Source organism: Chlorobium sp. (assembly GCF_049593655.1).
In the GTDB taxonomy this organism is placed as follows: domain Bacteria; phylum Bacteroidota; class Chlorobiia; order Chlorobiales; family Chlorobiaceae; genus Chlorobium.
The window spans coordinates 1-20,388 of record NZ_JBAWHG010000017.1; the positions used below are offsets into that span (position 1 = coordinate 1).

General features: G+C 56.3%; 15 protein-coding genes. 10 read left to right on the forward strand and 5 right to left on the reverse strand.

The window, feature by feature from the left end; genetic code table 11:
* Window positions 1-307 precede the first annotated feature (307 nt).
* From WBP50_RS02775 to WBP50_RS02785, 3 genes are all read right to left on the reverse strand, one after another.
* Window positions 308-808 carry a metal-dependent hydrolase gene (locus WBP50_RS02775; protein ID WP_423931536.1) on the reverse strand — a complete coding sequence of 167 codons (501 nt, stop codon included), beginning with the start codon at window positions 806-808 and terminating at the stop codon, window positions 308-310.
* Window positions 809-1,030: 222 nt separating this feature from the next.
* Window positions 1,031-2,587 carry a YifB family Mg chelatase-like AAA ATPase gene (locus WBP50_RS02780; RefSeq protein ID WP_423931537.1) on the reverse strand — a complete coding sequence of 519 codons (1,557 nt, stop codon included), beginning with the start codon at window positions 2,585-2,587 and terminating at the stop codon, window positions 1,031-1,033.
* Between the two features lie 119 nt (window positions 2,588-2,706).
* Entirely contained in the window at window positions 2,707-5,475 is a 2,769-nt protein-coding gene (locus tag WBP50_RS02785; protein WP_423931571.1) for a phosphoenolpyruvate carboxylase, read from the reverse strand.
* Window positions 5,476-5,783: 308 nt separating this feature from the next.
* Here WBP50_RS02785 and WBP50_RS02790 point away from each other — a divergent pair, with 308 nt between their 5' ends.
* Window positions 5,784-6,425, forward strand: coding sequence for a photosystem P840 reaction-center cytochrome c-551 (locus tag WBP50_RS02790; RefSeq protein ID WP_423931538.1), 642 nt, complete (start codon window positions 5,784-5,786; stop codon window positions 6,423-6,425).
* Window positions 6,426-6,515: 90 nt separating this feature from the next.
* Here WBP50_RS02790 and queF read toward each other — a convergent pair whose 3' ends face one another.
* Complete coding sequence (queF, locus tag WBP50_RS02795; protein ID WP_423931539.1) at window positions 6,516-6,869, reverse strand: preQ(1) synthase; 354 nt, start codon at window positions 6,867-6,869, stop codon at window positions 6,516-6,518.
* Window positions 6,870-7,015: 146 nt separating this feature from the next.
* Here queF and WBP50_RS02800 point away from each other — a divergent pair, with 146 nt between their 5' ends.
* From WBP50_RS02800 to WBP50_RS02840, 9 genes are all read left to right on the forward strand, one after another.
* Complete coding sequence (locus WBP50_RS02800; protein WP_423931540.1) at window positions 7,016-7,720, forward strand: class I SAM-dependent methyltransferase; 705 nt, start codon at window positions 7,016-7,018, stop codon at window positions 7,718-7,720.
* Complete coding sequence (locus tag WBP50_RS02805; protein ID WP_423931541.1) at window positions 7,717-8,577, forward strand: DUF4905 domain-containing protein; 861 nt, start codon at window positions 7,717-7,719, stop codon at window positions 8,575-8,577. Before WBP50_RS02800 ends, WBP50_RS02805 begins: the two co-directional genes overlap by 4 nt.
* A 4-nt stretch (window positions 8,578-8,581) precedes the next feature.
* A complete protein-coding gene (locus tag WBP50_RS02810) occupies window positions 8,582-9,586 on the forward strand; it encodes a tyrosine recombinase XerC (RefSeq protein WP_423931542.1) in 1,005 nt (334 codons plus the stop codon).
* 78 nt (window positions 9,587-9,664) lie between these two features.
* Window positions 9,665-9,988, forward strand: a complete 324-nt coding sequence (locus tag WBP50_RS02815) for an HPF/RaiA family ribosome-associated protein (protein ID WP_423931543.1) — start codon at window positions 9,665-9,667, stop codon at window positions 9,986-9,988.
* 79 nt (window positions 9,989-10,067) lie between these two features.
* A complete protein-coding gene (gene hprK, locus WBP50_RS02820; protein WP_423931544.1) occupies window positions 10,068-11,060 on the forward strand; it encodes an HPr(Ser) kinase/phosphatase in 993 nt (330 codons plus the stop codon).
* Window positions 11,047-12,831 (forward strand): peptide-binding protein, encoded by a 1,785-nt coding sequence (locus WBP50_RS02825; RefSeq protein ID WP_423931545.1) that lies wholly within the window; start codon window positions 11,047-11,049, stop codon window positions 12,829-12,831. Before hprK ends, WBP50_RS02825 begins: the two co-directional genes overlap by 14 nt.
* Before the next feature lie 6 nt (window positions 12,832-12,837).
* On the forward strand, window positions 12,838-13,803 hold the full coding sequence (locus WBP50_RS02830; protein ID WP_423931546.1) for an ABC transporter permease: 966 nt from the start codon (window positions 12,838-12,840) through the stop codon (window positions 13,801-13,803).
* Between the two features lie 37 nt (window positions 13,804-13,840).
* Window positions 13,841-14,872 carry a Holliday junction branch migration DNA helicase RuvB gene (ruvB, locus tag WBP50_RS02835; RefSeq protein WP_423931547.1) on the forward strand — a complete coding sequence of 344 codons (1,032 nt, stop codon included), beginning with the start codon at window positions 13,841-13,843 and terminating at the stop codon, window positions 14,870-14,872.
* Between the two features lie 121 nt (window positions 14,873-14,993).
* Window positions 14,994-16,589, forward strand: a complete 1,596-nt coding sequence (locus tag WBP50_RS02840) for a tetratricopeptide repeat protein (RefSeq protein WP_423931548.1) — start codon at window positions 14,994-14,996, stop codon at window positions 16,587-16,589.
* A gap of 90 nt (window positions 16,590-16,679) precedes the next feature.
* Here the strand turns inward: WBP50_RS02840 and nifJ are convergent, their stop codons facing one another.
* A complete protein-coding gene (gene nifJ / locus WBP50_RS02845) occupies window positions 16,680-20,240 on the reverse strand; it encodes a pyruvate:ferredoxin (flavodoxin) oxidoreductase (protein ID WP_423931549.1) in 3,561 nt (1,186 codons plus the stop codon).
* Window positions 20,241-20,388: the final 148 nt, after the last annotated feature.

Genomic DNA, 20,388 nt, shown 5'->3' on the forward strand with positions numbered 1-20,388 from the left:
CTGTGCCGTTGCGGCTGGCTTCTGGCCAACAAGTGTTTTCAGCTCGGCAAGTTCCTTTTCGAGCCGGATCACCCTTTCCTCAAGGGTTTCGGCGGCCGTCGCCGCCGGAGGGGCCAGCAGCAGGCCTGCCAGCATGAGCGCGTACGGAAGGGCGCGTTTCCTGTTCATGGGTGTGTGTGCTTTCAGTGGTTTGTTGCTTCGGATGCAGGTTGCAGGAAAAACCTGAATATACATTCCGGAGCGGAAACCCCGGAACAGGGAAATTCCGGGTGCGGAACTTCGTGCGGCTGCAACGGCAATCCATCCGCTAAGACTGCTCCGCCGCATCAGGGGCGCTGCTTCCCGACCACACGAGTATCGCCCACAGAATCACGAGGGCTTCGAGTCCGTAAGAGAGAAATTTGTATTGCGTCGCATCCCATGGCACATGAGGCACCAGACAGAAATGCCTGTAGTCGAACGGAGCCAGCAGCAGCATGCTCCCTCCGACGATGGTATCCAGGAGGATATGAACGAAACCCCCGAGAGTGAAGATTATTGCATATACGGGATATTGTCGTCGTTTTGTACGGAGCAGCCACACGAACGACAAAAGCAGAAAGAACAGCCACAGGAGCGGAAAATGGGTGACATACAGGTGATGAGAGTACTGCCTGTAATCAAACAGGTAATAATAAATCATATCGGTATCCGGAGCGATGGAGCCAAACAGCCCCCAGAACATGAATGTCCGGTACGTTGCCTGTCGGGCATTGATGGTCCTGAAAAGCATTTTCGAGATGATGTAGCCAACAGGCAGATGTCCCAATACCATGCGTTGTTTCCGGGATGGATGTTTTTGTTCTCAAAGGCGGTTTCCGGATCAATGGCCTGCTGCGACGCCTGAAGCGCAAGCGTGCAGCGGCCTTGTTCGTTCATGAACACTACCGCATCCTCCACCGTTTTCGCAGGCGACCTTTTTTTTATCGTGTTACCCCTCCTTACCCGATTCTGCAATTGACCGGATTGTCGGTATTGCCTGGGCTCCCATTCAGAAGCTCCAGAAGTCGCGGTCGAGGTTGCGGTACTGGATGCCCTGCACGAGATGGCGCATTTCCACACTTTCCGACCCGTCGAGGTCCGCGATGGTTCGGCTGACTTTGAGGATTCGGTCGTGCGCCCTTGCCGAGAGGTTCAGCCGGTTCATGGCGTCCATGAGCTTTTCGGAGCTTTCCTGCGAGAGCGCGCAGAACTTCCTGATCAGTTTCGTGTTCATCTGGGCATTGGTGTAGATGCCGTTGCAGGCGGCGGCTGCGAACCGCTCGCGCTGCACCTCCCGCGCCCGGATGACCCGGAGGCGGATGTCGCGGGAGCTTTCGGCGGAGGCGGCTGAAAACAGTTCGGTGTTTTCCACTTTCGGCACATCGATGTGGATGTCGATGCGGTCGAGCAGCGGGCCCGAAATTTTAGAGAGGTAGCGCTGTATTTCTCTCGGCGAAGCGGTCAGGTTGCCGTCGCGGTCCTTGAGGGCGCCTGCCGGGCTGGGGTTCATGGCTGCCACGAGCATGAAGCCTGCGGGGTAGCGGGTGGTCACCGATATTCTCGAAACCGTAACTTCGCGGTCCTCCAGCGGCTGGCGGAGCACTTCGAGCGCGCTGCGGGTGAACTCGGGCAGCTCGTCGAGAAAGAGGATGCCGTTGTGCGCCAGGCTCACCTCTCCGGGTTTCGCGGTGGTGCCGCCGCCGATGAGCGCGACGTTGCTGGTGGTGTGGTGCGGATTACGGAAGGGACGGGTCACCATGAGGGGCCTGTCTTTTTCCAGGAGACTCGCCACGGAGTATATTTTGGTGGTTTCCAGCGACTCTTCGAAGCCGAGCGGGGGAAGGATGCCCGGCAGCGCCTTGGCCAGCATGGTCTTGCCGCTTCCGGGAGGGCCGATCATGAGCAGGTTGTGCCCTCCGGCCGCGGCGATTTCGAGGGCTTTCTTGGCGGCCTGCTGCCCCTTGATGTCGGCGAAGTCCACCGGGTATTCCGGTTCCGAGGTGAAGAGCTCGGCAACGTTCACCTCGACGGGAGGCCGGCTCTCCTTGCCGTTCAGCAGGGCGACGGTTTCGTTGAGGGTTTCCACCCCGAAAACCTCGATGCCGGAGCTGGATGCCGAAATCGCCACGGCGGCTTCAGCCGCGTTGCCGAGGGGCACGATGATCCTGCGGATATTCTCCCTCGAGGCCATGATGGCTACCGGCAGCGCTCCGTTCACCCGGCGAATCGACCCGTCGAGGGCGAGTTCTCCCATGATGAGGGTGTCGCCGAAGTGGTGATCGACCAGCTTCAGGGAGCCGAGCAGCCCGATGGCTACCGGCAGGTCGAAGGCGGTGCCCTCTTTTTTGATGTCGGCAGGGGCGAGGTTGACCGTCACTTTCTTGGGCGGCATGTCGAACCCCGAGTTGCGGATGGCCGTGAGAATCCGCTCGCGGCTCTCCCGGATGGCGTTGTCGGGAAGGCCGACAACGGTGAACGAGGGGATGCCTCCCGAAACGTTGGTTTCCACATCGACCTTTACGGCGTCGATGCCCACAAGGGAGGCGGCAGCGAGTCTTGAGAGCATGGCTTGTACGGAAATGGATTGGCTTTTGCGCACTTTTACAGGAATTGTACGTAAAAAAACCGACTGAAGTTACGTTTTTCCTGTTTTTTGGTGCAGCATCAGCCTGACCGCCGGCGGATTTACCCTGTGGTGCGCAGCCCTCCCGATATGGCGTTGATCGTCAGAAAAAGCTCCGGAAGCATGCCGTCTGCCTCTTCGTTCATGCCGGAATGACGGAGCGCCCTCCAGCGTTTCAGGAGGGTGATCTGCTGCTGATGCAGCATGGCAAGCCCTTCGCGGCGGGGGGCGATGAACCGGTTGACATTGAGCCGCTGGGTTTCAAGCGGCTGGGCGAAAAGCATTTCGATACAGGTTTTTGTCCGCCGGTATTCGGCTTCGATCATGCCGAGAATGCGTTCCCTCACACCGCGGTCGGTTACCAGCTCCGCGTATTTGCGCATGATCCCGGGATCGGCGGAGGCGATGCTGGTGTCGGCATTGCTGATAATGTAGCGTAGCGGAGGCCATGCATGGCCCCGGACGCGGATTTCCTCGAAGGCGTCAGGGTCGATGCTCTGCAGCGCTTCAAGCGCGGAACCGACCCCGTACCATCCCGAAAGGGAAAAACGGGCCTGGTTCCAGCTGAAGACCCAGGGGATTGCCCGAAGATCCGCAAGCGTGGCTTTGCCGCTTCTTCTCGAGGGTCGTGAGCCTATCCGGTTCGATTCAATAATATCAATGGGAGTGGCTTCCCTGAAAAACGTCAGGAACCCTTCGGTTTCGATGAGCTGCCTGTAGGCAAGATGGCTTTTTTCGGAGAGCATATCCATCTGCGGTTCGAGGGGGTGCTCCATTTTTTCCCTTTTCCGTTGTCTGATGACGGCTCCGGCAGTTCCCGCAATGAACAGTTCGAGATTATAGACGGCGCTGATGCGGTTGGCATACTTCTGGGCGATGGTTTCTCCCTGCTCGGTAAAGCACATTCCCGCATGAAGCGACCCGTATGGCTGAGCCTTGATGAACCGGTGGGTCGGTCCGGCACCCCGGCTGATGCTTCCGCCCCTTCCGTGAAAAAACAGGATATCCGTACCGCAGCGCCTGCCTGCGTCGAGCAGTGCCTCCTGTGCCCGGTAGAGCGTCCATGTACTTGCGAAAATGCCGCCATCCTTGTTGCTGTCGCTGTATCCGATCATGACCTGCTGGATTTTTCCTCTGCTTCCTTCGCTTTTTCTCCGGTACTCGAGGCTTCTCACGGTCACGGGATGGATGAGGAACTCCTGCAGTATCGCAGGGCTTTTTTTCAGGTCGTCGATGGTTTCGAAAAGCGGCACGACGGGGAGCATGCAGGCGTCCCCGTCGCCGGCAGGGGTCATCAGGCCGACCTCCCTGGCAAAGAGATAGACGACCAGCAGGTCGGAAACATTTCTGGTCATACTGACGATAAGGGAGCCCAGACCGTCGGTTCCGTACTGTTTGCTCTGGTCGAGCAGCACCCTGTAGCAGGAGAGGACCGCTTCGGCTTCCGGTCCGGCTGTCATATCCGGATGGGTGAATGGCCGGGGGGACTGCAGTTCGCGGTCGAGAAACGCTCTCCTTTCGGATTCGTCCCAATCCAGGAATTCGCTTCCGTTCATACCGGCGGCCGTCATGAGCTGGGAGAGCGCGAGGTCGTGAAAGCGGCTGTTCTGGCGGATATCCAGCGAGCCGAGATGAAAGCCGAATGTCTGCACGATCCGGTAGACCGGCGCGACGTCCGTATCGGCAACACAGTGAGCCCCGATGCCGACCAGTGAATCTCTCAGGAGAGCGAGGTCTTCGAGGAGTTCGGCCGAGCTCCGGTAGCTCCAGGGCTCGGAGGTCATTCTGACGGTTTCTGATACTCCGGCTTCGAGAGGAAGGGAGGCGATCATGAGGTTGATGAACTGCCGCCATGGTTCATGGCGGTTTCTCCGCATGGCTTCCATCCCTTTTTTCCCGAGCCGCTGGCAGAGGTGTTCGATGCGCTTTTCAACCGGGGTTCCCGGAGCCTGGAGCCTTTCGGAGAGACTCAGTTTCGAGGCCAGTTCCCTGAGATGGCGGAGGACAAGCATCAGGGCATTTCTCCGCATGTCGGCAAGGGTCTCTTCCGTTACCCCGGCAGTTACGAGAGGGTGCCCGTCGCGGTCGCCCCCTACCCAGCTGCCGAAAAAGATGCGGGGGAGCGTGCGCGGATCGGAAAGCATGCCGGGGTCGAACCCCGCATCCTTCCATGCCTGGAGGAGCCGCTTGTCGAGGAGGGGCAAAACCTCCGGAAAAATATTGCAGAGGTAGTGAATCACGTTTCGCCGTTCGGCCGATACTTCGGGCTTGTCGAACAGGATTTCGCCGGTTCGCCAGAGCCTTTCCATGACGACCTTGATCTCATTGCGGATCTCCTGCTGTTCCTGCGGGGTCCACATCTGGTTTTCCCGTTTAACCAGAAGCAGATAGAGCTGGCGGTGCTGTTCAAGCACGGTTTTACGTTTCGCTTCCGTAGGATGCGCCGTCAGGACGGCATTGACGGCGATTTCCGGCAGAAGTGTGCGGATTTCCGTTTCGGTGATGCCGAAATCCCTGAGCTTTCCGAGGGTTCTTCCCCACAGGCCGGTGAGGTGCTCCAGTCCCTTTTCAGCTTCGAGTGCGCGTCTGTTCTGGGCGGCGGAGTTCTCCTCCGCCATATTGAGCAACTGGAAAAAAATGGAAAAAGCCTGCAGGGCGCGTTCGGTATTGGGATAGCGTTCAAGAGGGATTCCGGCATTTTCAAATGGCAGATGGTCCGCCAGTTCCTGCTCTCCGAGGTCGCGGAGCACCTCCCGGAAGCATTCGAGCAGGAACGTTGTATCCCTCTCGGCTTTTTCGAAATCGATGACGCTGCTGGTTGTGTGGATCATGAGGGTCCCCGTAAGTGTTTTCAAGGCGGCTCAAGGTGGTTCAATGCGCCGAGGATTGTATTCCGTTCCCTGAGTATTTGCAAAAATCACGGAACATGCAACAGGTATATTTATGGCACGCAGGTGCGATGCGGCCGGACGGCTCCCGGATTGCACAACGGCAATGATTGAAGCAGGTTGCCGTGAAAGGAGATGCGGCTCGTCAGGGCCCAATGTTTTTAAGCTTTATGTTTGCCGCCTTTACATATTATGCTTATCTTACTCAATAAAATATCTGTAAGCCACTAACACCTAATTCACTACCTGTCATGGACAACAAATCAAACGGAAAGCTTATTGCGCTTGCAATCGGTGGAGCTGTCTTAATGGGGGCTTTGTTTTTCGGGGTGTCGTTTTTAACCGGGTTCAAGGTGCCGGCTGAGAACATCTCTTCTGTTCTGACTCCGTTACGGTCTTTTTCAGGCTGGTTCCTTCTGATTTTCTGTGCTTCGCTTATCATCATGACGCTGGGAAAGATGTCTTCCCGTATCAGCGACAAATGGTTTTTAAGCTTCCCGCTTGGCGCTCTCGGCATTGTTGCTCTCATGTTCGTTGTTCTCTGGATCAGACCCTCAGGTATTCTTCTTCCCACTACCGGACGCACCACCACTCTTGATGGAAAATACATTCGTACCGTCACTGAGCTGAACGCCTTCCTGTCAAAGCCAGCCGAGGGGGGGAATGTCCCCAAGGCTCCTGATGGTTTTGATTTTGCTGCAGTTAAATCACTTACGGTCGGAAAATGCAACAAGTGCCATACGCTTGATTCAGTGCAGGATGCTCTGAGAACCAAGTACAAGAAAACTGCGAAAGTTGATATCGTAGTAAACCGCATGCAGTCTTATCCGAACTCCGGAATTACCCCTGATGAGGCGAAAAACATAATGATCTATATCAACGAGAAGTTCTGAGCGTTATCGCTATTGCGCTTGGACTTCGTTCAAGATTCTAAAAGCCCCGGAGAATACTTGTTCGCCGGGGCTTTTTCTGTTCAGCGTCATTCACGGTTTTCCGGAGCAGTGCCTGACCGTTACGGTTTCGGTGATGCCGCCCCTGGCTTTCCACTCGCTTTTTACGATCATCTCTCTCGGCTGCGATACCGCAACGAGATCGTCGAGAATGGTGTTGGTGACGTTTTCATAAAAAATGCCTGCGTTGCGGAAGTCGAGAAAATAATATTTGAGCGACTTCAGTTCGATACAGACCTTGTCGGGAATGTAGGTGACGGTAATGGTGCCGAAATCCGGGAGGCCGGTTTTCGGGCAGACCGATGTGAATTCGGGGTTGACAATCTCGATCGAGTAATCCCGTTCGGGGAAGGTATTGTCGAAGACTTCAAGAAGCTCTCTTCTCATAAGGTTTTCTCTGCGGTTTAAGGTGTTGAAGCGTCATGTTTTCCTGCAAAATAGAAATCCGGCATGATTTTCAGTAAATTCATGCCGGGTTTTTCTTTTTTCGGAACAGGATCGACAGGAACGGCAATCAACGCATTTAAGACAATATGACCATGAAGCAGGGAACGTGCAGGCCCGATCTTGAACAGCTCTATCTTGAACTTGCCGGAGAGTATGATCTGTCGGAAACGCCCTGCATGATCGGCGGCCGCTCATTCAGCTTTCTGAGCGTTCTCGACAGTTATGCGCTTCTCGACAGGATTTCCCCCGAGGAGTTCGTGAAAGATGAACAGATGCCGTACTGGGCTGAAATATGGCCCTCGGCGATAATACTCTCCTCGTTCATTGCCGGGGAGCTTCCGGTGGACGGGAAACGCGTGGTGGAGATCGGCGCCGGCGTCGGCGTGGTTTCGGTTACGGCTGCAGCTCATGGCGCCGCAGTGCTTGCGACCGATTACTCGCCCGAAGCGCTTCGCTTTATCCATTACAATGCCCGACGCAACGGCGTACCGCTCGAAACCGCCCGCCTTGACTGGAGGGACGTGCAGTGCACAGAGCGGTTCGATATGCTTTTTGCCGCCGATGTGCTCTACGAACGGGTAAACCTGCTTCCGATAGTCATGGCCATCGACAAGCTGCTGAAACCGGGAGGTTCGGCTTTCATTGCCGATCCGCGCCGCCGGCTTGCCGGACAGTTTCTCGAACTTGCCGGTGAAAACGGTTATTCCATCACCGCGCATACCTCCGACTATGGCGGCGGCAAACAGCCCGTTACGGTCAATATCTACAGACTGAAAAGGGGAGAGGCATGAAGAGCGATGAACCGGTAAGCCGGAGATGGCTCTACCATGGCGGCAGCGACGCCCTGATCTGGCGGCTCTCGTTTACCTGCAACGGGCTGCTCGTCGGCCAGAAACGGTGCCCGGAGACGCGCCGTTCACTTTTTTTTGCCATCGAAGAGCACTCGGGCAGGGTTGTACTCGACGACTATGTGCTGCTGCTTCCCGACGGGACGCTACCTGCGGGCGAGGGCTGGTTTACCGGGATCGAGACGGTTTCCGGAAATCTCGTCTACCTGCACGCCTATCAGGAGAACAGCCCTGAGCATCTCGGTCTGTGGGCCGTCGATCCGGAAACCGGAGGGGTGGTCTGGTCGCTTGCTACTGTCGTTTACTGCGGGGTTCTCCCTGACGGGCTGCTTGTCTATATCCCTTCAGTTTTTGCGGGGTTTCCGGAACGGCGCTATCTGATTATCGATCCGCTCACCGGGGGTGAACTCCGGCGTCCGGAGGCCGGGAGCCCTGAGATCAATGCCCTGAGGGAAAGGGTTGTTCCGGAGGAGTGGCGACAGGAGATCGTGCTGCCGGAGTTTGCCGCGTTGGGGAGTCCCCTGCATGCAGTGCTTAAGGGTATCGGCATCGCCGGCCCGGAACGGTGCGAGTGCATTGCCGCAGGGAATCTGGTTGCCGCTGCCGATCATGTTCACGATCCGATGTCCGGCGGATGGCGGAGCGTTATCCGCATCTGGCGCGACGGGCGGCTTCTTTATGATGATGTCATGTCTGAAAAGCGCGCCCGTCCCGCCTTGAACAGTTTTCTTCTGCATGGAAGAGGGTTATATTACCTGAAAGGGGAGTCTGGACTTATTGCCGTGGATATCAGGATATGACCATATGACGCATCAGCCGCCGGAACATCAGCCTCAAGGCGCCCGAAGCGAATGCTATCCCGAGATCGGGAGATTTCTCGATTACCTGAAGCACGAAAAAAACGTCTCTTCGCACACCCTGACGGCATACCGTCACGATCTCGACCAGTTTTCGCGGTTTATTGCCGGGCATCTCGATATCGCCGATATGCGGAATTTCGCGCCCGCCGATGTTTCGGTTGTCGATATACGCCTCTATATGGGGTCGCTCCTGAAAAAAGGTCTGCAGCCGAAGTCCATTGCCAGAAAACTTGCCTCGCTTAAAAGTTTTTACCGCTATCTGCTGCATACCGGAGTGATCGGCAGCTCGGTTCTTTCCTATGTCTCTACCCCGAAGTACCCGAGAAATGTGCCCGGTTTTCTCACCGAACAGCAGACCGAACAGCTTTTCGAAATTATCCCCCACTCCGCGCTTTCCTCCGGGAGCGCGCAGGAACTCGAGACCTCGTTCGTTCTGGAACGCGACCGCTCCCTGCTCGAGGTTCTCTACAGCTGCGGGCTCAGGATATCGGAGATCATCGGCCTTGAATTGCAGGATGTCAGTTTTGAGAGCGGTTCGGTGAAAATAACGGGAAAAGGGAGCAAGCAGAGGATCGTGCCCCTTGGCTCCTGTGCCGCGGAGGCGCTGAAAAAATATTTTGAAGTCCGGCGAAACTTCTTTAGAATATTCAGTAAGGGCGATGCCGGGGCCTTGAAGCATGTGTTCGTAACGAAGAAAGGCAAAAAGATTTATCCCATGCTTGTCCAAAGGATTACAAAAAAGTATCTGACTCCGGTTACTGAACAGAAAGAGAGAAATCCTCATATTCTTCGACACAGTTTTGCCACCCATATGCTCAACAGTGGGGCCGATCTGAAAAGCGTGAGTGAAATGCTCGGCCACAGCAGTCTGTCGACAACGGAAATCTATACCCACGTCACCTTCAACAGGCTGAGGGAGGTCTACCGGAAGGCCCATCCTAAAGCTTGACCGCTTTAGCCCCCTCTGACTTTAACGAAGGGGGTTTTGTTCCTTCACTATGTTCACCATTTATCACTGGAGGTTTCCATGACTAAATCTGTCGATATCGAAACCATGAACGTACAGGTTACCCTGCGCCATTCCAATAATCACAGCAGCGTCGAGGAGTATGCCCGCAATGCCGTACAGTCGCTTCCGAGGGTGTTTCCGGGTATCATCTCCTGTCATATTATTCTCGACCATCAGAAAAACGATGTGGAAAAGAACAAGCTTGCCGAAATAACCCTGCATGTTCCCCAGCATGTGCTGGTGGCCAGAGAGGCTGCTGCAGCCTATGAACCGGCTGTGGACAGCTGTGTCGAGTCGCTTTCACGCCAGCTCCAGAAACACAAGGAAAAAATGGCTCCGTAACCGGTTGCCAGGGAAGCCGGCGGAGCCTTTCCGCCGGCTTCCCTGGCACTTCCTTTATCACCACACTTACTCTTGTGCCATGAATCTCGACCAGAAGGGGATGAAAAAGCGATCGATAACGGTCGCCTATTTTTTTGAGAACATCGGCAGGAATCACGATATCAAGCTGCGTCGGCTGAACAGGGTTGACGAACAGAAACGCAGGGTCACCGAGCGGGAACTGCACCGTCCCGGTCTTGCGCTTGCCGGCTTTACCAATCTGTTTACCTACCGGCGGGTTCAGATTCTCGGCAATACAGAGACCCGTTTTCTCAACAGTTTCGATGAAGACGGCCGCAGGAAAGCTTTTGAGCATCTCGTGCGCTTCAAGGTGCCCTGCATTATCCTTACCAGCACCAACAAACTCAATCCCGAACTGCTCGATATGGCTACGGAGGCCGGAGTGCCGGTTTATGCCACCCGCCACTCCTCGACCAAGGCCATGTACCTGATTACCGATTTTCTTGACGACCAGTTTTCCCTGCATCAGCAGTACCACGGTTCCATGGTCGATGTCTGCGGCGTCGGGGTGCTTCTGACCGGCAAGAGCGGACTGGGCAAGTCGGAAATCGCTCTCGATCTCATAGAGCGCGGTCACGGCCTTGTGGCGGACGATGTCGTGGTAATCCGTCGCAAGGGGGAGTCGCTGATCCTCAACGCGAGGCGGAACGACATTATCGATCATTTCATGGAGATCCGCGGCCTTGGAGTGGTGGATGTCAAGGCGAATTTCGGCATCAGGGCAATCCGCGACATCAAGGACGTGCAGGTTGTCGTCGAACTGCTCGAATGGAACCGGGAATCCGATTATGAACGTCTCGGTCTGGATATGAAGGCCATAAAAATTCTCGGCGTCGATGTCCCTCTGGTACAGCTGCCGATTTTCCCCGGCAAGAACATTGCCGTGATCATCGAGGTGGTCGCCCTGAACTTCCTGCTCAAGCACTATTCCAACTACGTTGCGGCTGAAGCCCTGACCGAAAGGATCAGAACGATAATCGACAAGGAAAAGATGACAGATGATGAAAGCTGACCACATCCGGATGCGCCACGGAAGGGAATTTGCGTTTTCAGCCCTTCTTGCTGCACTTATGCTGCTGCTGAATTCATGCGGCCGGGCGCCCGGCGGCGGGGACAGGAGTGGTGCGGCCAGGGATTCGACGCTGGTTATCGCCATGCTCGGCGACGCCGATTACCTCAACCCCGTTATCGGCTCGAGCGTCACGTCGAGCAATATTTCCGGCCTGATTTACCCGGGGCTTCTGCAGAGCGAGTTCGATACCACAACCGGGCTGCTGAATTTTCTGGCCCGCGAAAAAAAATTCCGCCCTTCAACCGGGGGCAGAAAACCTGAAGCCGCGCTGGCAAGAACATGGACCATGTCCGCGGACCACAAGTCCATCACCTATATCCTGCGCAGCGATGCCTTCTGGGACGACGGCAAGCCGGTCGTTTCGGGTGATTTCAAGTTCACCTACCGCCTCTACGGCAACCCCGTGATCGCAAGTCCGCGCCAGCAGTATCTTGCCGAACTGATCGGCGCCGACAGGGGAGCAGTCGATTTCGACAGGGCAATCGAAACGCCAAACGATACCACCCTCATCTTCAGGTTCTACAAGCCGGTACCCGAGCATCTGGCGCTTTTTCACACCTCCCTTACGCCGCTGCCCAGGCATCTCTGGCAGAACATCAGGCCGGAGGATTTCAGGAATTCGCCGCTCAACCAGAATCCGGTCGGGGCCGGTCCTTACCGGCTGAAGTCATGGGGAAAACAGCAGGAGCTGGTGCTGGCTTCCAACAGGCGTTCGAATCTTCCCAAACCGGGAAACATTCCCCTGATCAACTGGCGGATCGTGCCTGACTATACGGTAAGGCTCGCGCAGCTGCAGACCAATACCGTCGATATCGTCGAAAACATCAAGCCGGAGGATTTCGGTGCTCTCCTGAAGGCGAATCCGGCAGTCGAGAACAAGAGCGTCGGTCTGCGCGTTTACGACTACGTCGGCTGGTCCAACATCGATCAGGTCGCCTATCACAAGACCGGCAAAATTCTGCCCCACCCGCTTTTCGGCTCGCCGGAAGTGCGCAGGGCACTCACCATGGCTATCGACCGCGAGGCGATCATCGACGGCTACCTCAAGGAGTATGGTTCCGTCTGCAATACCGACATCTCCCCTTCGCTGAAGTGGGCGTACAACAGCGCCGTCACTCCGCACCCCTATGATCCCGCAGCAGCATCGGCTCTTCTTGAGAAACAGGGGTGGCATCCCGGGCCCGACGGCATATTGCGGAAACAGGGCCGGAGGTTCAGTTTCATACTCTACACCAATTCCGGCAATGCAAGACGGAACTATGCGAGCGTGATCGTTCAGCAGAATCTCAAGGCTATCGGCATCGACTGCCGGCTCGATGTCCAGGAATCGAACGTCTTTTTCGAAAATCTGCAGAACCGGAAACTCGACGCGTGGATGGCCGGCTGGTCGATCGGGCTTGAAATCGACCCGCTCGACGTCTGGGGTTCCGACCTGAAAAAGAGCACCTTCAATTTTACCGGTTACCGGAATCCGAGAATCGACGAGATCTGTGAACTGGCCAAGGCGAAACTGGTACAGACCGATGCCCGGCCATACTGGCTCGAGTATCAGGAGATAATCCACCGCGACCAGCCGGTGACCTTTCTCTACTGGATCAGGGAGACCATGGGATTCAGTAAACGAATTTCCGGAGAGGAGATCAATATTTCCGGTACTTTTTACAATATTGACGACTGGACGCTTACGCCCTCGTCAAACCTTGCCCGGTAGAACCCTATGCTGAACTATATTTTCAAAAGACTGCTGCTTTCGATCCCGCTTGTTTTCGGGGTATTGACCCTGACCTTCTTCATCATCAGGCTCGCTCCGGGAGACCCTGCGGCATTTTTCATCCAGCCGGGCATCAGCCCCAATGTCGCCGAGCAGATCAGGGCGCAGTACGGGCTGAACGATCCGTTGCCGGTACAGTACGTCAAATGGCTCGCCAATGTGCTGCAGGGCGATTTCGGCCGCAGTTTCAGCCGGGCCCAGCAGCCGGTTTTCGAGGTGATAGCCCAGGCGCTGCCGGTTACCGTGACGATCGCCGCCCTCACGCTCGTTGCAAACTTTACCTTCGGCATCGTGATCGGCATTATTTCGGCGGTCCGGCAGAACAGTTTTCCCGACAGGTTCCTGACGGTCACAGCCCTGTTCTTCTACTCCATGCCGGAGTTCTGGTTCGCCCTGATGATGATTATCGTCTTTGCCCTCAAGCTGCAGTGGTTTCCGGCCTCCGGCCTCAATGAGATAGGCGCCGAAAGTTTCGGACCCTTCGGTTTTTTTGTCGACCGGATATGGCATCTCGTGCTGCCGGTAACGGTGCTGAGCATCAACGGTGCGGCCGGCATTGCCCGCTATGTAAGGGGAAGCATGCTCGAGGTGATCCGGCAGGACTATATCCGCACGGCAAGGGCGAAGGGGCTTCCGGAGAATGTCGTGATTTTCCGCCATGCGCTGCGCAACGCCCTGCTTCCGGTAATCACCCTTATGGGAAGTTCGCTGCCCTTTATCTTCAGCGGCGCGCTCTTCATCGAGGTGATCTTCGCTTTTCCCGGCATGGGAAGGGTTACCGTGGAGGCGATTTTCGCCCGTGATTATCCGCTCATTATAGCCAATACCTTTATTTCCGGGACGCTGATCGTTCTTGGAAATCTTCTTGCCGATGTTCTCTATGCCGTGGCCGATCCGAGGATAAGACTGTGACCGATACCCAGAAGAACATAACGAAGGCGGCTTTCCTGTGAAAATCGAACTCCTGAATACTCCTGCCGACGCTCTTGAAACCAGATTCGAGGAGCAGATCCGACCGGCGAAAATGGAGGATTTTACCGGCCAGCAGCGCCTGACCGACAATCTGAAGGTTTTCATATCGGCGGCCAGAAAACGGGGCGACGCGCTCGACCATGTTTTGCTCTCGGGTCCTCCGGGACTCGGCAAAACCACACTCGCCTTCATTATCGCTTCGGAAATGGGATGCAGCATCAAGGCGACTTCCGGCCCGCTGCTCGACAAGGCGGGTAATCTTGCCGGCCTCCTGACCGGTCTGAAGAGGGGAGACGTACTCTTTATCGACGAGATTCACCGCATGCCTCCTGCCGTAGAGGAGTACCTCTATTCGGCAATGGAGGATTTCCGCATCGACATCATGCTCGACAGCGGACCTTCGGCCCGTGCCGTGCAGCTGCGCATCGAACCCTTCACGCTTGTGGGCGCGACAACCCGTTCCGGTCTTCTGACCTCTCCGCTCAGAGCCCGTTTCGGCATCAGCAGCCGTTTCGACTACTACTCCGCCGATCTGCTCGAACAGATCATCATGCGCGCATCGGGTATTCTCGGTATCGGCATCGAGCGGGATGCCGCCGCCGAAATCGCCGGACGTTCCCGCGGCACGCCGCGCATCGCTAACCGGCTTCTGAGGCGGGCACGGGATTTCGCCCAGGTTGCCGACGCACCGGTTATCACCCGTTTCATTGCCATGACGACGCTTGAACGTCTTGAAATCGACGAGGAAGGGCTTGACGATATGGACAAGAGGATCATGGACACCATTGTCAACAAGTTCAACGGCGGCCCTGTGGGAGCGGCCTCACTGGCGGTTTCCGTAGGGGAGGAGCAGGACACTATCGAGGAGGTTTATGAGCCCTATCTTATCCAGGCCGGCTATATCACCCGGACGCCGAGAGGCCGCGTCGCGACCCGCAGGGGGATCGTCCGGTTCTCCCTGCCGGGAAGCAGCATCGGCGAAGGTTCGCTGTTCGACGAACTTTCCTGAGAGCCGGTTTTCCTGTGCCCGGCGGCATCAGGTTTTTCCGCTCGGGCTTCTTCTGCTTCTTCTGCTTTCGGCCTGCAGTGCCCGTCCGGCAGTAACAGCAGGCAGGGCTTTTCAGCCCGGAGTGCGCGACACTGCCGCCGAGAGTTCGAAAAACCGTTTCGTTTCGGCTCTTCTGCTTGCCGAAAAAGGTGATTTCTGGGGTGCGATCGACGCCTTCCGAACCGTTCATTCTCCGGACGCCGCCGCAAAAGCGGCAGTGCACCACGCCACGGCCAGAGCGTTTCAGGAACTTGGCGTAGCCGATTCGGCAAGAACCCATGCCGAAAAAGCCGCAGCAATCGAACCGGAAAACCGATCCTATCTGCTGACGCTTGCCTCCGTCGCCCATCAGATGAAGGACTACGGCCGGTCGGTGGATATCTACACCGATCTGGTAAAGCTCGATCCGGGCCGCAGCGACTATCTCGCCCAGCTTGCCCTTGAACACATTGCCTCAGGTGACCCGGAAAAGGCTCTCGCAGTTTTTCAGCGCATGCTTCAGCTCGATCCCTCGGACGAGAGCACCCGGGCCCAGGTGCTGCTGCTCGAAATCAAGCTCAAACACTACCATTCCGCCATTGAAACGCTTTCCGGCCTGATAGAGGAAGGGGAGGAAAAAGCCCGTTTGGAGCTGACCCTTGGCGAACTCTATGTGGAAACCGGTCAGAGCGCACTGGCCTCGAAAACCTTCCGGAAGATCCTCGCCGCCAATCCCCGTTTCCTTCCCGCATGGCTTGCCCTGCTGGAACTTTCGGTGGAGACGAAAGACAGGGAGTCCTTTCTCCTCGATCTCAACGCATTCTACAATACCTCCGGGCTGAAACCGGAACAGAAAATCAGCCTTGCCGAGCTCTTTTACGTCCGCGCGGCAAAAGACAGCGCTTACATCGAGCCGCTTTACGGCATGCTTGCCGAAATCGGGAAACGTTATCCGGGCGAAACGTCTGCGATGATGCTCACAGGCAAGCTGAAACTGAGGGAGAAGAAGCCCCGGGAGGCGGAGCGGGAGTTCAGTGCGGTTCTCCGGCTGCATCCGGCCCATATCGAGGCCTGGGAGGACCTGATTGCGGCCTATATCATGCAGAAAGAGTATGTAAAGGCCGCTGGCGCCGTCGCACGGGCTAAAAAGCTGGCAAGGGTAACCCCCATGAGACTGCTCGTTCTGGAAGGCTATACAGCCTATCAGGTCGGTGACGTCCGCAAGGCCGTGAGGCTGCTTGAAAAAGCCCTGCAGGTGAAGCACAGGGAGAAGGAGCGCTGGCTCTATCTCCAGGCCGCATCGACGCTTGCCATGAGTTACGACAAGCTTGGCCTGAGGGAAAAAAGTCTCGCCATGTACCGTGCGATTCTGCTGCTCGATTCCGGCAACGCTCTTGCCATGAACAATTATGCATATCTGCTCTCCCTGCAGGGGCGAGATCTTGCCGAGGCAAAAAATCTCGCCATGAAAGCAGCTGCCCAGGAGCCGGACAACCCGGTCTATCTCGATACGCTCGGCTGGGTGCTGTTCGGGCTGGGAGAGTACCGCGAGGCGCTTCAGCACCTTGAAAAGGCATTTTCGCTCGCCGGGGACGACCCGGAGATAGCCGGTCATCTTCTGAAAGTCTATGAAAAGACGGGAGAGAACGAAAAAGCCAGGCTGCTTCGCCTGAGGATCGGGGTGATGGGCGGGAAATAGCGGCAGGTGAACGGGTAAAGGAGAAAAGCAGAACGGCGGGGGGTTCCCGCCGTTCTGCTTTTTGTCTCTGTGCGTTTTTCCGGCTCGCGATCAGGATTTGATCTCGTCGAAAGAACGGGCGGCAAGGTACTCGTAATGGGCCCAGCGTGCGTCCACTTCCTTCTGGATTGCCGCATAATACTCCTGGGCAAGTGCCGGATGGCTTTTCTTGAGCATCCTGAACCGGTTTTCCATGTTGAGGAACTGCGATACCGGGATTTTCGGCTTTTTCGAGTCGAGAATCAGCGGATTCTTGCCCTCTTTCAGGCGATCCGGGTTGTACCGGTAGAGAATCCAGTGACCGGAATCGACAGCGGCCTTCTGGTTCTCGAGGCCTGTCGCCATCGTGATGCCGTGGGCGATACAGTGCGAGTAGGCGATAATGATCGACGGGCCGTCGTAGGCCTCCGCTTCGAGGAACGCCTTGAGGGTCTGTTCGTCCCGCGCACCGAGCGCCACGCTTGCAACATAGGCATTGCCGTAGGTCATGGAGATCAGGCCGAGGTCTTTCTTGGTCATGACGCGGCCTGCTGCCGCGAATTTTGCGACGGCAGCTTTCGGCGTGGCTTTCGAGGCCTGACCGCCGGTATTGGAGTAGACTTCCGTATCGAGCACCAGCAGGTTTACGTTCTTGTTGCCCGCCGTTACATGATCGACGCCGCCGTAGCCGATATCGTAGGCCCAGCCGTCTCCGCCCACACCCCATACGCTCTTTTTGACCAGCATGTCGGCAACCGAGAGCAGGTTTCTTGCGTCACTGGAATCGATATTGCGGAGTTTGTCCTTGAGGACCGATATGCGCTGACGCTGTTCGAAAATTTCAGGTTCATTGCTCTCTTTTGCCTCGAGAATGTCCGTGGTCAGCGATTCGCCGATTTCCGAAGCCATTCTTTTTACCAGTTCGCCGGCGTACTCCCGCTGCTTGTCGATCGAGATCCTGAAGCCGAGCGCGAATTCCGCGGTGTCTTCGAAGAGCGAGTTGGACCACGTCGGACCGCGTCCGGCGGCATTGGTGGTATAGGGCGTTGTCGGAAGGTTGCCGCCGTAGATCGATGAACATCCGGTGGCATTGCCGATGACAAGCCTGTCGCCGTAGAGCTGGGTCATCAGCTTTACGTAAGGAGTCTCGCCGCATCCCGAACAGGCGCCCGAGAACTCGAACAGAGGCTGCTGCAGCTGCTGCTCCTTGATGAGGCGCACATTGATCCTGTTGCGGTCGAACTCCGGAATGTTGAGGAAGTAGTTCCAGTTGTCGATTTCGGTTTCACGCAGCGGAGCCTGGGGATGCATGTTCAGGGCTTTCCGCTCATGGTTGCTGCGATCGCGCGCAGGGCAGACATTTGCACAGATTTCGCAGCCGGTGCAGTCTTCAGGAGCGACCTGGATGGTATATTTCATCCCTTCCCAGCTGGCGCCTTTCGCATCGATGCATTTGAAGGTGTGCGGTGCGTTCGCCAGATATTTCGGATCGTACACTTTGGCCCTGATCGCCGCATGCGGACAGACCATGGAGCATTTGCCGCACTCGATGCAGATATCGGCCTCCCATACCGGGATTTCGTCGGCCAGGTTGCGTTTCTCGAATTTCGAGGTGCCGGTCGGATAGGTACCGTCGGCGGGAAGTTCGCTGACCGGTATCTCGTCGCCTTCCCCGGAGATGATTCTTGCAAGCACGTTGCAGACGAATTCGGGAGCTTCACCGACAATCGGGGAGCGGAGTTCGCTCTTGCTTTCGACCACAGAACCGATCGTCACCTCGTTCAGGTTGGCCAGGGTGGCCTCGACAGCCTGGATGTTCTGGTTGACAACCTCGTCGCCTTTCTTTCCGTAAGTCTGGCGGATGGATTCCTTGATTTTCTCGACGGCCTCTTCACGGGGCAGAACGCCCGAAATGGCGAAGAAGCATGCCTGCATGATGGTATTGATGCGCTGGCCCATGCCGCTTGCCTGGGCGACCTTGTAGGCGTCGATGGTATAGAGTTTCGCCTGCTTGCGGATCAGGTGCTCCTGAACGATTTTCGGCAGCTTTTCCCATACCTCATCGGGGCTGTAGTGCGAATTCAGCAGCAGGGTGCCGTTCTGCTTGAGATTCTTGAGCAGATCGATCATCTCGAGGAAAATCCAGTGATGGCAGCCGATGAAGTGCGCATCGCTGATGAGATAGGTCGAATGGATCTGCTCTGGTCCGAAGCGCAGGTGCGAGGTCGTTATGGAACCTGCTTTCTTGGAATCGTACACGAAGTAGCCCTGTGCGTAGTTCGGCGTGTTTTCGCCGATAATCTTGATGGTGTTCTTGTTTGCGCCGACCGTGCCGTCCGAGCCGAGGCCGTAGAAGATGGCCCGGAACACTTTGTCGGGTTCGATCGAGAACGAGCGGTCGTAGTCGAGGCTTGAGCCGGTGATATCTTCCCTGATGCCGATCGTGAAATGGTTTTTCGGCGAAGCGGAAGCCATGTTGTCGAAAACGGCCTTGACCATGGTCGGGGTGAACTCTTTCGACGAAAGTCCGTAACGGCCTCCCGTGATTGCCGGTATGGCTTTTATGAGGCCTTTCTGGAACCCTTCGAACAGGGCGTTGACGGTGTCGAGATAGAGCGGTTCTCCGGCGCTTCCGGGCTCCTTTACGCGGTCGAGCACCGAAACGGATGTAACCGATGCAGGCAGCGACTTGACGAAGCTTTCGATATCGAAAGGACGGAAGAGTCGGGCATTGACAACACCGACTTTTTCTCCTGAAAGATTGAGGAATTCGACCGTTTCACGGACGGTTTCGACGCCTGAACCCATGAGGATGACCACCCTTTCGGCATCAGGGGCGCCGTAGTACTGATATGGCTTGTAGTGGCGTCCGGTCAGTTCTCCGAATTTGTCCATCAGGCGCTCGACGATGCCGGGACATGCCTGGTAATAGCTGTTGACGGTCTCCCTGCCCTGGAAATAGGTGTCCGGGTTCTGCGAGGTGCCTCTTATTATCGGGGCGTCAGGGCTCATGCGCCGGTTGCGATGGGCGATGACAAGTTCGTCGCTGATCATTTCCCTGATGACTTCATCGGGAACGACTTCTATTTTCGAGATTTCGTGCGAGGTTCTGAACCCGTCGAAAAAGTGCATGAAGGGTACTCTTGACTCCAGTGTCGCTGCTGCAGAAATCAGGGCCATGTCCATTACCTCCTGTACCGAGCTCGATGCGAGCAGGGCGAAACCGGTGCCGCGAACCGACATGACGTCGCCGTGATCTCCGAAAATCGAGAGAGCCTGTGCGGCGAGCGAGCGGGCCGAAACATGAATGACGCAGGGAGAGAGTTCTCCTGCGATCTTGTACATGTTCGGGATCATCAGGAGCAGACCCTGCGAAGCGGTAAAGGTCGTGGTGAGCGCACCCGTCTGCAGCGCGCCGTGTACGGCAGCCGCGGCGCCGGCCTCGCTCTGCATTTCATCAACCTTGGGAATGGTTCCCCAGATGTTGGTTTTCCCTTCAGCTGCCCATGCGTCGGAATACTCGCCCATCGGTGAGGCCGGCGTGATCGGGTAGATTGAGATTACTTCACTGGTACGGTAAGAGATATGAGCTAAGGCTTCATTTCCCTCCATTGTCTTAAACGTCCGGCTCATATGGGCAAGTTGTTACTGGATTTGCTTGAAAAAATGAAAAACAGCGACTGAAGAAATAAATGCACTACTCACCAAGATGTAACCGGATAAGACGCAAGAAAGTTACATGCAGAACAGCAAAGCGTGCTAAATGAGAGTGACCAAAAAG

What these genes read in the sequence shown, in the direction of transcription:
- nifJ (WP_423931549.1), bottom strand. Translation starts at nt 20,240, where the DNA reads ATGAGCCGGACGTTTAAGACAATGGAGGGAAATGAAGCCTTAGCTCAT.
- WBP50_RS02815 (WP_423931543.1), top strand. Translation starts at nt 9,665, where the DNA reads ATGACTAAATCTGTCGATATCGAAACCATGAACGTACAGGTTACCCTG.
- WBP50_RS02790 (WP_423931538.1), top strand. Translation starts at nt 5,784, where the DNA reads ATGGACAACAAATCAAACGGAAAGCTTATTGCGCTTGCAATCGGTGGA.
- hprK (WP_423931544.1), top strand. Translation starts at nt 10,068, where the DNA reads ATGAATCTCGACCAGAAGGGGATGAAAAAGCGATCGATAACGGTCGCC.
- WBP50_RS02830 (WP_423931546.1), top strand. Translation starts at nt 12,838, where the DNA reads ATGCTGAACTATATTTTCAAAAGACTGCTGCTTTCGATCCCGCTTGTT.
- WBP50_RS02780 (WP_423931537.1), bottom strand. Translation starts at nt 2,587, where the DNA reads ATGCTCTCAAGACTCGCTGCCGCCTCCCTTGTGGGCATCGACGCCGTA.
- WBP50_RS02800 (WP_423931540.1), top strand. Translation starts at nt 7,016, where the DNA reads ATGACCATGAAGCAGGGAACGTGCAGGCCCGATCTTGAACAGCTCTAT.
- WBP50_RS02825 (WP_423931545.1), top strand. Translation starts at nt 11,047, where the DNA reads ATGATGAAAGCTGACCACATCCGGATGCGCCACGGAAGGGAATTTGCG.
- WBP50_RS02805 (WP_423931541.1), top strand. Translation starts at nt 7,717, where the DNA reads ATGAAGAGCGATGAACCGGTAAGCCGGAGATGGCTCTACCATGGCGGC.
- WBP50_RS02810 (WP_423931542.1), top strand. Translation starts at nt 8,582, where the DNA reads ATGACGCATCAGCCGCCGGAACATCAGCCTCAAGGCGCCCGAAGCGAA.
- queF (WP_423931539.1), bottom strand. Translation starts at nt 6,869, where the DNA reads ATGAGAAGAGAGCTTCTTGAAGTCTTCGACAATACCTTCCCCGAACGG.
- WBP50_RS02785 (WP_423931571.1), bottom strand. Translation starts at nt 5,475, where the DNA reads ATGATCCACACAACCAGCAGCGTCATCGATTTCGAAAAAGCCGAGAGG.